A 13,425-nucleotide genomic window follows, 5' to 3' on the forward strand; every position below is an offset into this window, starting at 1 on the left:
GACAAACCCCCCCAGCGGCAGCATCAATCCGACAACGGTAGGGTGCGTTCCGGCATCATTTCACTATCGGATTGAGGGGACTCTCTCCCAACTTGCCGGAACGCACCATCTCGGGATTTATCAGTGACCTCTAATTTGAAGGGTGCGAACTTGAAAGATGCGAACTTAAAGGAGGCAAATCTTAAGGAAGCTCGACTGAACGTTGTGGGAACCGATGCGTAAATAAAATAACCCTGAGCAATGGCATCAATCCGACAACGGTAGGGTGTGTTCCGGCATCATTTCATGATTGGATTGAGGCGACTCTCTCCCAACTTGCCGGAACGCACCATCTCGGGATTTCTAGGAACGCGCCATTGCCGGAGGACCAACCCCCCCGAGCGGTGCGTGGCGGCATTTGTCCATCGGTCTTCTAAGTCCAAAATGGGTTTGAGCCGCCACACACCCTACCGTGACTCATTAATAATAGACGAATTGACCAGGATGATGGGATGGTTTCGGAGCGCCTTCTTGCTCACCTTATCAATGGACAGTATCAAGATGACTCAAACTATCTTCATCAGTAACGGGGGTCCCATTATGCCAGAGTTCGTATTCACTAATGTCGATATCTTCATTCCACACTAGAGCATATCCTCCAGGCTCAATTCGAAAGTTTCCAAAAAATACAGGATTTTTTAATAGGTAAAACATGGGATTATCTAATAACCTAGAAACGTCATATTTTCGCGTATCTCCACTGTCAAACTTAACTAAAATTTGATAATCTTCAATTGCTTTGGCGGAATCAATTCTAGGTGGTGTCATAAAGCTGTTTGAATTAAGTTAAAGGTGGCAATTTTATAAATTCTTGGCTTTGCCAAATTTGGAGCAGTTCTTTCTGGTATAATCTTGCCCACTCAAGTACCATTTTTTCAGCACGTCGTGGCAAATCTCCTTCCATGACGTCTAGAGACTCAATACTAATTAAAGCATTATACTCACCATAAATTGCGTGAAAGTGAGGGGGAGAGTGATCACCAAAGAACATTTTTATGACTATTCCATAAAATCGGGTGATTTCTGGCATGAGTCCTAGCAATTCTCCAGCAGTAGTGGCATTAACCTAATGTGGCTGAGGGGGTTTGTTCCCCTGAGGGGGTATCCACTGGGGTCACGGTTCCGTCATGAATCGTCCAACAGGAATCGGCAATCTCCAAAAGTTCCCCCGCATCGTGAGTCACCACCAGCAAACTCCAATCTTGCTTCAGTTGCTTGAGCAAATTCGCCAATTGACGACGCATTGACCAATCTAACCCCGCCGTGGGTTCGTCCAATAACAACACTTGCGGTTGACGAATTAACTGCACCGCCAAGGCCAGCCGTCGCTGCTGACCACCACTGAGGTCATGGGGCGCACCATAGAGGGAAAGATGACTTAATCCTACTGCCTCTAGGGCCTGTTTAACCTGGTCTGAACCAATTTCAGGATGACCCAGGCGCAACTCTTCCAGGATGGTTCCGCCGCAAAAATGCCGTTCGGGGAACTGAAACACCAATCCTACCAGTTGGCGTAGTTGTTCCGGCAGCAGTTCACGATCGCGCCATTTCACTTGTCCCGAGGTGGGTTCGGCTAACCCCGCCAAAATCTCTAACAAGGTGGTTTTCCCGGAACCACTCGGCCCGACAATTAACCCCAATTTCTGGGGCAATAACTCTAAATTTAGAGATTTGAGAATTTCTGTTGGACTGGCGGGGGGATGATAGCTGAGATTGGTCAGATGTAACATAGGAGCGACCGATTAAGCATCCTGGGGTTGTGACGGCTGGTGACGGATGGCATAGTCACGAAAGCGATCCATATCTGCCTGAATCGTTGATTCCACCACCCGCCCGACAAACAGGTTATCCATAATCTTCCCTAGAATACCCGGAATCCCATAGGCCACCGTCAGACGCACCACACTGGAACCATGGCGATCATAAAAGCGCACGGCCCCCCGATTCGGTAAGCCATCGACTGACTCCCATTGAATAATCTGTTGGGGAATCAGCCGCACAATCCGCGAAAGCCAGGTAAACTCAAAGGCCCCGGATGCCAGTTTCCAGCGGGATAAATCTGGGTCATGGTCCAAAATTGAGACGGATTCAATCCATTTCATCCATTGGGGCATTTGTTCTAAATCTGACCATAACTGCCAGGCCTCCTCAATGGGAACCGGAACTTCCACTTGTACGCTATGTTCTAACCAATCTGTCATTGGGGCTATCTGATAACTAATGAGTTGGGGGAACTTGAGGACGGCCCAGGGGGACAGGGACTTCTACCTGGCCGGCCAGGATAACCCCCCAGGGATTAACGGCGGGCAAACTCTTCTAAAATGGCTTGGGCGGCCTGATTTCCCGAGAGTGTTGCTCCCTCCATACTATCGATATAATCCTGCTGGGTGTAACTGCCCGCTAGGAAGACATTATTAATGGGGGTGCGTTGACTGGGACGATAGACATCCATCCCAGGGGCTTCTCGATAGAGGGATTGAGCTAGTTTGACGACACTATACCAGGTCATGTTCAAGTCCCGGGCTGAGGGGAAGAGCGATCGCACCTGTTCCAAGACATGATGGGCAATCTGTTCGTTGCTTTGTTTGATAAAGGGGTCTCCGGGAGTCAGAACTAACTGCATCAAGGACCCCTCTCCGGGTTTGTAATAGTCCCCAGGACTGGTGAGGGCTAAATCGGCAAAACAGGAGAAATCCGCGTCGGGGGTATAGAGGAGATTATCCAATCCCGCCGCCTCTTGCAGTTGTTGCCGTTTCTGGGCATCTTGCAGTTCCGTCACCCAACCGTCAAACCGCAGTTGTACCGTCGCCACGGGAACGGTATCAAGCTTATAGATATTGTCGAACTCGGGCCATTGACGCCATTCCGGGGGCAGGATTTTTTGGATTCCCGGCACGTCACAGGCGAAAACATAGGCATCGGCTTCGATGATTTCCTCCGTTTCTCCCTGGGCCACGACAATGGCATCAACTTCGGTGTGGCCGCCATGGTCACTAAATTTAATCTGACGCACCCGGCGGCGGGTATGAATTTTCGTTCCCCGTTCCTGGAGATAGTCGAGGATGGGTTGATGGAGATAGGTATGAGGGGACCCTTCCAACATCCGCAAGACGGAGGCTTCTGTGCGGGCGGCAAAGAATTGGAAGATGGTCAACATGCAACGGGCGGAGATGTTCTCGGTATCGATGAAGCCGAGGGCGTAGGCGATGGGGTCCCACATCCGCTTGAGGCTGCCGTTGTTGCCCCCGTGGGAGCGAAACCAGTCGGCGAAGCTGATGCGATCGAGGTCGCGAATGGTTTTCATGGCCCCCTCGAAATCCACTAGGCCGCGCACGATGGGACTGGTTCCCAGGGCCAGGGAGTTTTGCAACTTGTCTTGTAGGGAGAGTTGCGAGGTGGTAAAGAAGGCTTTGAGGCCGTTGAAGGGTGCGCCGGTGAAGAAACGAAAGTCCAGTTCTCCCACTCGTCCCCCTTCATTAATAAAGGTGTGGGTATGCTCTTTCAGGCGTAGGGCCTCTAAGGCGCCCACCTTTTCCATGAGGGCAAAGAGATTGTAGTAGCAGCCGAAGAAGACATGCAGCCCCATTTCGATATGGTTGCCGTCGGCATCCACCCAACTGCCTACCTTACCGCCGACGAAGGGACGGGATTCAAAGATTTCCACTTCATGGCCGGCATCGGCTAGGTTGACGGCTGTGGTGAGTCCGGCAAGTCCGGCACCGGCGATCGCAACTCGCATATTGCGTTGTCCTACATCTATTTAGGTTTGCTTAATGTATTGTAATCTTTTGCGGGAGCGAGTAGGAGCCAAAAATTCATCTCCCTGGGATAACTCCAAGATAAAGCGATCGCCCTCCACCGACATCCGAGAGTCAAGCCGGGCAATATGCCAAATCTCTCCGTCAAACTTAGCTTCCCCCAAGCGACCCCCACCTAGACCGAGAAACGGTTTCGCAACCATCCCATGGCCTGAATCTCATCCTCTCGGGCCATCCTCAAGAACTCATACAGCCAATCTTTGGGAACTTGGGGAAATGTGGGTAGGTTCTCAAGATTGACTTGTCTACCAAATTCTATCCCACGGTCTTTGATATTCCTGTCTAGTAACGGTCTCGCCGCGATCGCCTCCGTTGAGACCTGCCGTCCCCTGACTCACTCCGGGACATTAACGACAACCGTTGCCTCAATCGGCTGTCCGTTGTGGGTCCAACCTTGATGATTATTGGCGTTCAAGCTAACGGTAATTTCATGGCTACCCGGAGGAAGGTGAGGCAAGTGCAGCCAAGGTCCATAAACCCGAGCCCCCCTTTCTCCATTAATATATAGATGGCCATGTCCAGTATTCGGCTGGTTCTCCTGATTCACGTCCTCCGGAGTAAAGCGAAAGTTAGTGGTCTGAATTTCTAGGTTCCAGCCTCGCATTGGGTCAGGATGAGCGATCAGAGCAATCGTTGGAACCGGCTGTCCATCAGGAATTTCTAAAGCATCATGGCTATGATGATGGTCATGTTCAGGATCACCATGGCCAGGGTTGGCATGAGCATGAGTATGAGACTCACTCTGAGTCAATTTTGTATTCTGCTGCTGTTCCTCAAGTTCAGTAGTGAGGACTGAAGTGCAGCCTAGAATGAGTGCCAAGCTTTGCAGACTCAGGATTAGGACGGACGCTTTGATAGGAAATTGCTGGAGGGACACCGGATTCACCTGCACAATAGATGACTACATAGGTGGATCACTTCACCGAGCTTGCGTCATGGCTTGAGTCAGGACTGGGTTAGCCGCCATTGCCGGCGAGCGATCGCCCAGAAATTATCCTAGTTTGGGATGGCAGAGGTCAAAAGACACCCGGTCAAATACCCGAGTCTTTGCGTCGTCTGAGTAGGGGAATGATGGGGGGTTAGGGAAAGGTTCACATAGGAAATGGACAACAGTTTCCTATGTGAATCGTGGGAGCTTGAAATGCTCGGTGTACGGTTTATCGACAGCTGAGCCGCCCATAACTTGATATCGAAGTGGTTTAGGGAACTGGAGGAGTCATTCCAGGAGGAGCCGCTCCAGGAACAGGTGCAACCGGGTTCACAGAGCCACCCAGTGTGGGCGGAGTCCCAGGGGGTGAGCCGGGAGTGGCCCCCGGTGTTGGCATGGTCGGCTGTTGGGAACCTGGGGGCTGTGGTGGAGTGGGTGTAGGTGGTGGTGGAGCTGGAGTGGCCCCCGGTGTTGGCATGGTCGGTTGTTGGGAACCTGGGGGCTGTGGTGGAGTGGGTGTAGGTGGTGGTGGAGCTGGAATGACACCTGGTCCCGGTGGGCCTGGAGGCATAGGGTCTCCTGGAGGTTCAACAATTGGACGCTCCAGCTCTCCTTGTTGGGGGGGATCTGGCAGGGGTGGAGTTCCTGGCTGATTAGGTGGCGGAGGTAAGGGTGGTAGCTCCTCAACTGGGGGCTGAGCGCGAAACTCGTCTGGCGGTTGGATAGACCGTTGGCCCGCATGGAATTTTTTAGTCCAGTAATGGTTCCAGTTCTCGTTTCCAGTATCGTTTTCCAAGAAATAGTGACCAACCCCAAGTTGTGTAAATTCGGGATTGAGAATACTGTCCCGATGCGGAGGACTATTCATCCATCCGGCTACAGCAGCCTGGGGTGTTGTTGGACCGGTATGAATATTTTCTGCCGAGGCCCCTGTAATTGAAAAGCCAGTTGCCCGAATGCGATCGGTAAACCGTGACCCATCGGCTCCTGTATGACCGCGAAAGTCTTGCAGAGCCATATTGGTACTATGAGTTCGCGCGGCTTGAGCGAGTAAAGGCTCCCAAACTAAGGGTTGCAAGCCTTCTTTCGCTCGTTCCCGGTTCACAAGTTCGAGAACTTGCCGCTCAAAATTTGGATTGGGACCGTCAGAGGCGAGATTACTGATGTCTCCAATTTGTCCGATAAAGTCATTACGGGTTAGGGACGAGGGATCAACACCATTGAGGGTGGCGATCGCTTCACCATTCCGTACAATTTCAGTATTGTTTCCAGATCGTCTGAGTTGTAGGTTAGACACTCCATCAGGAAGACGGAGTTTATCAACCCCAGGTTGGAAGTCGGTAATTACATCGCGATTAGCACTGGAGGCTTGCAGGAAGAACTGGTTGGCTCCTCCACCCCCGGTTAGAGTATCGAAACCGCGATCGCCCGACAAGACATCATTTCCTGGGCCGCCAATCAGGACATCATTCCCTTGTCCACCAAACATCGTATCGTTCCCTGAGCCGCCAATGACCGTATCATTGCCGATATTGCCGAATAGGATGTTATTACCGCCTCGACCGTCAATATAGTCATCATCACGACCCCCGGCAATGGTGTCATTACCTGCACCCCCGAAAATCGTGTCATTTCCGGTATTACCGAAGACAATTCGTCCCGTGTCGTCATTCTCGAAATAATCATTCCCTCCCAAGAGGGCGATCGCATCCGTAAAGGGTGAACTGCGCAACTGGTTTAATTGATCCGCTGGTAACTGAGCCATGATGACCACATCATTGCCCTCAGTCGCAATCCCGAAGTCAAACCCACCATCGGTCACGATGTTCAGAACCATCGTTGAAACTCCTTGACTGAAAGGTTCTATTGGTCTATCGGCCAAAAACAGCGAGTTTTACGTAACTCGACCCAAATTGTCACAAAAATTCACAAACAGTCCTGGCTTCCCCCTCGTGAACCCCACCTAGACTGAGAAACGGTCTCGCAGCCATCCCATGGCCCCAATCTCATCCTCTCGGGCCATCCCCAAGAACTCATACAGCCAATCCTTGGGAACTTGAGGGAACATAGGACTGCGATCGCCCTCCACATACACCCCCGATTCAAGCCGATAAATACGCCAAATCTGTCCATCAAAGCGCCAAAACTCCGGCACTCCTAAACCCGCATAAAACTGATTTTTGGCAATATCAGTATGAGTAATATCCACCTCAACCACTAAATCCGGGGGCGGATCTTGGGCTAATCTCCTGACTCGATAACGTGGCCTCAATCTTCTCCTCCGCCTCCAGAGAAATCTCTCGCAACCCATCTAACATCTCCCCCGTCGCCGAGGGCCAACGTCCCCGTTGATGGGCCTCTAGGAGTCGTTCTGCCATATCCCGTAACGCCCAAGGATTCTTCTGTTTCACAAACCCCTGAACCGCCTCATCGAACACATAAGCTTGGGCCACTCCCTCATACATAAATTCCTCCACCGTCCCCGTCGTCACGTCATAGCCAAAGAGGAAATCTACCGTCGCCGCCATCTCAAACGCCCCCTTATAGCCATGACGCATCATTCCCTGAATCCATTTCGGATTCACCACCCGGGAACGATAGACGCGGGCAATTTCCTCCCGCAGCGATCGCACCTTGGGATTTTCCACCCGAGAATTATCGCCAAAATAGACCTCCGGCGAGGTTCCTCTCACCTGACGCACCGCCGCCGTTAAGCCTCCCTGAAACTGATAGTAATCATCAGAATCCAACAAATCATGTTCCCGATTATCCTGATTCTGCAACACGATTTGCATCTGTTGCAATCGCGCTGCAAAGGCCTCCGGTTCCGATGTCGCCCCCTCCCCCCCATAAGCGTAACTACTCCAGTTAATATAAGCTTGAGCCAAATCCGCCTCACTCGACCAATTTTGCGACTCAATTAAGCCCTGCAAACCCGCCCCATAGGCCCCCGGTTTAGACCCAAACACCCGATAACGCGATCGCGCCCTGGCCGTCTCCTCCGCCAATCCCTGACTCTGCCAAAACGCCACCTCCTGCTTCACCTGGGCCGCCAATGGATTCTCCTCAGGCGACTCGGGTAACTGAGACACCGCCATCACCGCCGCATCAAACAAATCAATTAAATTGGGGAACGCATCCCGGAAAAAGCCAGAAATCCGCAGCGTCACATCCACCCTGGGCCGTTGCAACACCGACAGGGGCAAAATCTCAAAATCTACCACACGCCGCCCCAATCCATCCCAAATCGGCTGTACCCCCAATAACGCTAGGGCCTGGGCAATATCATCGCCCCCGGTGCGCATGGTCGAGGTTCCCCAAACCGATAAACCCAGCGTTTTAGGATATTCGCCATTTTCCTGGGTATAGCGGTCAATCAAGACCTCCGCCGCCTTGCGTCCTACATCCCAGGCGCTTTCACTGGGGATGGCGCGGATATCCACGGAATAGAAGTTACGCCCGGTGGGGAGAACTTCGGGACGGCCGCGAGTGGGTGCGCCGGAGGCCCCGGAGGGGATATACTCACCCCGTAGACCTCGGACTAGGTTAATCAGTTCGCGATCGCACCCCCGCAAGGCCGGCAATAAAACAGTTTCAATCCACTGCAAGCACTCCTGAACGGGGGCGGCCACTGAACTGGGGTTTCCCGCAATCAATCCCTCCACCAGTCGCGCCGCCTCGTCTTCCAACGCCGCCACCGCATCTCCCACATTGCGGAATTGCCCGTCTAAGGGGTCTGTGGGTGGAGTGGTGAGGGGGTCAATATCCAAGCCCCAGGATTGCGCCAGGGCTTGGGTTAAGCCCACTCGTCCCCGCCCCGGACAGCGAGCAATGGAGACAATTAAATCCCGCAATGGGTCTCCCTCTGGACAAACTCCAAAAATATGTAAGCCATCGCGGATTTGGGCTTCTTTCAGTTCACAGAGATAGCCATCCAATTGGGTCATTAAGACGGTTGTATCTAAGTCGTTACTCAGTCCTAAATCTCGCTGGAGGTTTTCCTCTTGAATCAGGGTTTCAATGCGGCGAGAGAGGTCTTTGAGACGGGTTGGGTTCAAACTTTCGGCTTCGTAGTATTCATCAATTAAGCCCTCTAAACAGTCTAAGGCTCCATAAAGTTCTGCCCGCGTCATGGGGGGCGTGAGATGGTCTAAAATGACCGCTTGACTGCGACGTTTGGCTTGGGACCCTTCGCCGGGGTCGTTGACAATAAAAGGATAGAAATGGGGCAGGGGACCAAAGACGGCTTCTGGGTAACAGGTGTTGGAGAGGGCGACACTTTTGCCTGGTAGCCATTCGAGGTTGCCATGTTTACCCACATGGACGACCGCTTGAACCTGGAATTGTTGTCGTAGCCAGATGTAAAAGGCGAGATAGTCGTGGGTCGGTTCCAGGTCGGGGGCGTGGTAGTTTAGGCTGGGGTCGCGATCATAGCCTCGGGCCGGTTGAATGCCGATGAAGAGATTGCCCCGTTGGATACCGGCGATCGCAAAGTCCCCAGAGGGCGGCCCCCAGCGGCGTTCGATGCCCTCACGTACCGGGGTTGGGAGTTGTTCAAAAGCCCGCTGATAGTCTTGCAGGGAGAGGGTTTGATAGACCGGGCGCATCTGCAACCCTTCCGGGTCATTGGTGACGCCGGAGGTGAGAAGGGTCATCAGGTCCTCGGAGGTTTGGGGGGCCTCCCCAACGCAATACCCCACCGCTTTCAGGCGTTTGAGGATTTCTACGGTACTGGCGGGGGTGTCTAAGCCAACGCCATTCGCCAGTCGGGCATCTTTGTTGGGATAGTTGGGCAGAATTAGGGCGATTCGTTGCTGGTGAACCGGGGTTTTGATGAGGCTGGCCCAATGGTTAGCCAGTTGGACCACGAAGTCAATGCGATCGCCCACCGGTTCATAGCGGACGACTTCGGTTTCCAGGCGATCATCTGTTTCGGACATCTGCTTGAAAGACACGGCCCGGGTAATAATCCGTCCATCCACTTCCGGTAAAGCCACGTTCATGGCCACATCTCGCGGCAATAAGCCCCTCAGTTCATTTTGCCATTGGGCCTGTCCACCACCGCTGAGAATGACCTGAAAGACGGGGCGGTTGAGAGTTTGCCAGAGGTCAAGATTGGGCTGGTCGCGATCGAGTTTGGCCAGGGAAAATCCCGTGGTATTGAGAATCAGGTCAACCTGAGAAAACACCTCAATCACCTGGTCTTGAACTGACCGATCTCGTAAGGAGGAAATATAGAGGGGAACCGGTTGTAAATTTTGTTGAATCAACCCTTGACAAAGAGCATCAATAGGTTTGGTATTTGAGGCTAAATAATGAGCGCGATAAAAGAGAATCCCCACGCGGGCGATCGCCCCCTGAACCTCCGCCACAGGATAAAGTTTCACCCGAGGAATAGATTGGGGGTCTGGGGGATAATTGTCTCCATCTAAACATTTGTCCTGGGCATATTTGAGACCATTACAAAAGTTGGCAACCCCCCCTTCATTGAAATACTGCCATAGTCGATTCACAATCGTCAGCGGCACTGTAGAATGACTACATAAATCGGGGTCAATCCCATCATCACCGGGCATAACAATCAGATGTCCCCCAGTCATTTCCACCGTTTCCCGCAACACCTCCAAGCCATAACTCCAATAGGCCCGTCCTCCCAGCAGCCGCAGGAGAATCAGTTTCGCCTGAGACAAGACTTCTTCAGCATAGGTATCCAGGGTCAATTGCTGTTGCAATTGTAGCAAGTTCACCACCCGCATCTCAGGAAACTCAGGGGGAAGCTGTTGGCTGGCCGCAGAGAGGGTTTGAATGTCGGTATCGGCGGCGGTAATAAAGACGATGGGGGCGGGGGTTTGTTGGATGTAAATCACCCCATCGCTATCAGGAGTCCAACCGCCAGGTGTTGCAGCAATCCGGTGCATAATGAAACTTAGGTTATTTAGCGAGTGTATGTTGGTTAAAGTGACTCATCTGGATTGACGACATGATAACTCTCGATAAGTTTTAGCCTCGTATCCAATGTAGAATAAAGTTCATCAAATGTGACAGAGTAGATACGTTTTGAGTTCACCATTAATCTATCTCGTCGCCATCGAAGACGATCCTGTTCTCGTGGTTGCAGGTCTTGAGAGCGTCCAATGATGAGCATTCCTTCATACCCGGCAAAATCTGGTCCAAAATGATAGCTAAACTCTCGTTTGTCTTCTTGGGATGATAACTTCCAGAACCAATCTAACACCTGGCTAAACCCATGTTCAAAATCGGTAGACCAGTCAGGGGTTGCTTTAGAGGTTTTGCTTCTAAAAATACTATTTCTCTTTGCACTTTCAAATTCTATAAATCCATACCAGCCAGAGTTAGAGTCACCTACAACTAAATCTGCTTTAAAGTCACCAAAAATGTCGTATTCATAAGCAATTTTATCAAAACTATTTATGTATGGAAAGTATGATCCAATAAACGCCGATAAATGCTTGCGTTCCCGAAAAAATGGCAGGACATTCCGTCTTTCCTTCAGTTCTGAGTTGCGGTCAAGATGACTTTTGAGTTCATTGAGTTCTCGACGACACAAGATAGGATTGAAGCTAAGATTTTCAAAGGATTTCACAATGTTAGTTTATAAGCTTTTTGTAAGTTCTCAAATCGTCCTTTTTGAAAAATATCTATAACTTCAACACCTTCATCAGCCCGGCGTAAAACAATGCGAAAATTTGGCGATACACGAGCCATATAAAGGGTTTCTAAATCCTCGCTTTTCAAGAGCTTAACGTTGTTATTGGCTACGTTAATGTATTCAGGAAAATTATCGAGTTGATTTAGAAAGCGGTCAACTCGTTCTCGATCGCTCGGAAGGAGCGATTGCAAGGCAATCTCGGCTTGGCTGCTCAAGGTAATCATTGTCATGCCATAGGATACGCCAACAACCTCATGATAGCATATTTTTCTGAATCCAGTTTTCCCCGCATCGACTTAAACAAGGCTAACTTTGAGTTAGAGTTAGGGTTTTGACGGTTTATCCCGACTTAAATAGAGCATTTTCCAAATAAATAAGGGACTAACCAAGCAACTTTTAAAAAATTGCAACTCAGCCGCCGCCACCGCATCCTCCTCTAACACATCCCGATACTGCCAGGCATGACGGACCAGTTTCCGGCAATCATTAACAAAATAAGCTACCGTAAACCAGGGTTTTTGCCAAGATTTATAATTCAACATTCGGGTTCGGTGACGACTCAGACCTATGCCTTTAAAAAACTCGATGAGATACTCTCGTTCAAAGCGACGGGCGGGAATCTGATGATAGATGTGCATCTTAGGATTATACCAAATTTCCCAACCTGCCATCGCCAAATAGGACAGGGCTTCAATGTCCTCTCCTTTGGCATTCAAGGACGTTCCTACCGGTCCTTGTAATACCAATTTCTTCGGAACACTATCGAGCCAAGGCTGTTTACGAATCACTAATCCTGCACCCGGGGGATAGACTTTCTTTCGGGCATATTTATATGAAGTATAACAGAGCGGTTTATTTCCTCGCTCCATAATCGGAATAAAGCTAGCAATTCGGTTAAAATTTGCAGGAGGTTCAACCTCGTAGTCCCCGTGAATCTGCCCGCTATAGGCTCCCGCTTGAGGATAAGCTTGAGCAAATTGATACGCTTCAAACACCCAATCCTCTGCTGGGTAGTTGTCATCATCGAGAAAGCCAATTAACTCACTCTGGGCTTCTTGGATACAACGGGCCCGGGCATAGGAAGCTCCCTGCTTCGGTTCAAAAAAATAATGGAGTTGGGAGTGAGAGGGCCAGGTCTCTTGCTGAGATTTGATAATTGCAGCCGTGTTATCACAGCTATTATTATCAACAATTACAACCTCCCACTCAATACTATCTGTCTGGGTTTGGGCTTTGAGGCGTTCTAAAATTTTACCGATTCGTTTTTCACCATTATAGGTGCGAATCGCTACCGTAAAATCCATGAGTTTAAATCCCTAAGTTTAGCCAAAGTCTAATCTGAATTAACCCGTAAAATCCCATCTTGACTCTATCACACAACCTTGGATTCAGAGCGGAAGGGAGTATAAGAAATCTGTCGAACGGGTGGGGCTTCCACCAGGCCTAAGGCGGAGATTTTAGCTTTAAAAAAGGGTTGGTTGTTACGAGTTACCTCGATCGCCTGTAAGACTTCTGGAGGGGACAACTCTCGGGCTAGGGTACAGTGGGGAACCCAGGCTTGGGGCTGGTAATAGGCCACGGCTTCCACCCCAATCTCCTGTAGATGCTGATGAACCCGTTGATGTAACCGCAGTAACTGGCTGGTCACCACCGGGGCCAGGAAGACCACTCCACCGCCAGCGGAAAACAAGCCGACAGAGGAAAACTGAACCTCAAAGCAGGACTCTGTTTGAGCGATAGAGTCAAGAACCTTGGGCAGAACCTGCAAATCCGCCTGGGGAAGCACCGCCAGACTTAAATGGGGCTGGCTGTGAACCCGCTCAGCCATCGACGGGGCGATCGCCCCCACCTGCTCCCAAAGCTGCCGCACCTTAGCCGAAGCATCCTCGTCGAAATATAGCTCAATGGCATAGGTTTTTTGCGAGACCACCATAACCGATTCAAACCCCAAACGTTCTTTTATCTTAAAG

General features: G+C 50.8%; 15 protein-coding genes. 1 reads left to right on the forward strand and 14 read right to left on the reverse strand.

Annotated features, from left to right (window positions below; genetic code table 11):
- Positions 1 to 123 precede the first annotated feature (123 nt).
- Complete coding sequence (locus NEA10_RS21155) at positions 124 to 222, forward strand: pentapeptide repeat-containing protein (RefSeq protein ID WP_374111803.1); 99 nt, start codon at positions 124 to 126, stop codon at positions 220 to 222.
- Between the two features lie 300 nt (positions 223 to 522).
- Here NEA10_RS21155 and NEA10_RS18400 read toward each other — a convergent pair whose 3' ends face one another.
- From NEA10_RS18400 to NEA10_RS18465, 14 genes are all read right to left on the reverse strand, one after another.
- A complete protein-coding gene (locus NEA10_RS18400; RefSeq protein ID WP_252662790.1) occupies positions 523 to 807 on the reverse strand; it encodes a DUF2442 domain-containing protein in 285 nt (94 codons plus the stop codon).
- Between the two features lie 13 nt (positions 808 to 820).
- Complete coding sequence (locus NEA10_RS18405; protein ID WP_252662791.1) at positions 821 to 1,069, reverse strand: DUF4160 domain-containing protein; 249 nt, start codon at positions 1,067 to 1,069, stop codon at positions 821 to 823.
- A gap of 31 nt (positions 1,070 to 1,100) precedes the next feature.
- On the reverse strand, positions 1,101 to 1,769 hold the full coding sequence (locus NEA10_RS18410) for an ABC transporter ATP-binding protein (RefSeq protein WP_252662792.1): 669 nt from the start codon (positions 1,767 to 1,769) through the stop codon (positions 1,101 to 1,103).
- Positions 1,770 to 1,781: 12 nt separating this feature from the next.
- A complete protein-coding gene (locus NEA10_RS18415) occupies positions 1,782 to 2,240 on the reverse strand; it encodes an SRPBCC family protein (protein WP_252662793.1) in 459 nt (152 codons plus the stop codon).
- 95 nt (positions 2,241 to 2,335) lie between these two features.
- Positions 2,336 to 3,778 carry a 9,9'-di-cis-zeta-carotene desaturase gene (gene zds, locus NEA10_RS18420; RefSeq protein WP_252662794.1) on the reverse strand — a complete coding sequence of 481 codons (1,443 nt, stop codon included), beginning with the start codon at positions 3,776 to 3,778 and terminating at the stop codon, positions 2,336 to 2,338.
- Between the two features lie 21 nt (positions 3,779 to 3,799).
- Positions 3,800 to 4,000 carry a hypothetical protein gene (locus NEA10_RS18425; RefSeq protein WP_252662795.1) on the reverse strand — a complete coding sequence of 67 codons (201 nt, stop codon included), beginning with the start codon at positions 3,998 to 4,000 and terminating at the stop codon, positions 3,800 to 3,802.
- Between the two features lie 191 nt (positions 4,001 to 4,191).
- Positions 4,192 to 4,734 (reverse strand): hypothetical protein, encoded by a 543-nt coding sequence (locus NEA10_RS18430; protein ID WP_252662796.1) that lies wholly within the window; start codon positions 4,732 to 4,734, stop codon positions 4,192 to 4,194.
- A gap of 322 nt (positions 4,735 to 5,056) precedes the next feature.
- Positions 5,057 to 6,622 (reverse strand): CAP domain-containing protein, encoded by a 1,566-nt coding sequence (locus tag NEA10_RS18435; protein ID WP_252662797.1) that lies wholly within the window; start codon positions 6,620 to 6,622, stop codon positions 5,057 to 5,059.
- A 126-nt stretch (positions 6,623 to 6,748) separates the two neighbouring features.
- Complete coding sequence (locus NEA10_RS18440; RefSeq protein WP_252662798.1) at positions 6,749 to 7,096, reverse strand: Uma2 family endonuclease; 348 nt, start codon at positions 7,094 to 7,096, stop codon at positions 6,749 to 6,751.
- Positions 6,996 to 10,703: a cobaltochelatase subunit CobN gene (gene cobN / locus NEA10_RS18445; protein ID WP_252662799.1), complete on the reverse strand. Its 3,708-nt coding sequence runs from the start codon at positions 10,701 to 10,703 to the stop codon at positions 6,996 to 6,998. The genes NEA10_RS18440 and cobN overlap by 101 nt, the downstream gene beginning before the upstream one ends.
- Before the next feature lie 35 nt (positions 10,704 to 10,738).
- Positions 10,739 to 11,389 (reverse strand): Shedu anti-phage system protein SduA domain-containing protein, encoded by a 651-nt coding sequence (locus NEA10_RS18450; protein ID WP_252662800.1) that lies wholly within the window; start codon positions 11,387 to 11,389, stop codon positions 10,739 to 10,741.
- Complete coding sequence (locus NEA10_RS18455; protein WP_252662801.1) at positions 11,386 to 11,685, reverse strand: hypothetical protein; 300 nt, start codon at positions 11,683 to 11,685, stop codon at positions 11,386 to 11,388. Before NEA10_RS18455 ends, NEA10_RS18450 begins: the two co-directional genes overlap by 4 nt.
- Before the next feature lie 93 nt (positions 11,686 to 11,778).
- Positions 11,779 to 12,759, reverse strand: a complete 981-nt coding sequence (gene hpsE / locus NEA10_RS18460) for a hormogonium polysaccharide biosynthesis glycosyltransferase HpsE (RefSeq protein WP_252662802.1) — start codon at positions 12,757 to 12,759, stop codon at positions 11,779 to 11,781.
- Between the two features lie 68 nt (positions 12,760 to 12,827).
- Positions 12,828 to 13,388, reverse strand: coding sequence for a 2'-5' RNA ligase family protein (locus tag NEA10_RS18465; protein WP_252662803.1), 561 nt, complete (start codon positions 13,386 to 13,388; stop codon positions 12,828 to 12,830).
- Between the last annotated feature and the right edge of the window lie 37 nt (positions 13,389 to 13,425).

It is taken from the genome of Phormidium yuhuli AB48 (genome assembly GCF_023983615.1).
In the GTDB taxonomy this organism is placed as follows: Bacteria; Cyanobacteriota; Cyanobacteriia; order Cyanobacteriales; family Geitlerinemataceae; genus Sodalinema; species Sodalinema yuhuli.

Coding starts and splice junctions, on each gene's coding strand:
- NEA10_RS18415 (WP_252662793.1), bottom strand. CDS start 2,240: ATGACAGATTGGTTAGAACATAGCGTACAAGTGGAAGTTCCGGTTCCC.
- hpsE (WP_252662802.1), bottom strand. CDS start 12,759: ATGGATTTTACGGTAGCGATTCGCACCTATAATGGTGAAAAACGAATC.
- cobN (WP_252662799.1), bottom strand. CDS start 10,703: ATGCACCGGATTGCTGCAACACCTGGCGGTTGGACTCCTGATAGCGAT.
- NEA10_RS18455 (WP_252662801.1), bottom strand. CDS start 11,685: ATGACAATGATTACCTTGAGCAGCCAAGCCGAGATTGCCTTGCAATCG.
- NEA10_RS18405 (WP_252662791.1), bottom strand. CDS start 1,069: ATGCCAGAAATCACCCGATTTTATGGAATAGTCATAAAAATGTTCTTT.
- NEA10_RS18410 (WP_252662792.1), bottom strand. CDS start 1,769: ATGTTACATCTGACCAATCTCAGCTATCATCCCCCCGCCAGTCCAACA.
- NEA10_RS18440 (WP_252662798.1), bottom strand. CDS start 7,096: ATGGGTTGCGAGAGATTTCTCTGGAGGCGGAGGAGAAGATTGAGGCCA.
- NEA10_RS18425 (WP_252662795.1), bottom strand. CDS start 4,000: ATGGTTGCGAAACCGTTTCTCGGTCTAGGTGGGGGTCGCTTGGGGGAA.
- NEA10_RS18465 (WP_252662803.1), bottom strand. CDS start 13,388: ATGGTGGTCTCGCAAAAAACCTATGCCATTGAGCTATATTTCGACGAG.
- NEA10_RS18435 (WP_252662797.1), bottom strand. CDS start 6,622: ATGGTTCTGAACATCGTGACCGATGGTGGGTTTGACTTCGGGATTGCG.
- NEA10_RS18400 (WP_252662790.1), bottom strand. CDS start 807: ATGACACCACCTAGAATTGATTCCGCCAAAGCAATTGAAGATTATCAA.
- zds (WP_252662794.1), bottom strand. CDS start 3,778: ATGCGAGTTGCGATCGCCGGTGCCGGACTTGCCGGACTCACCACAGCC.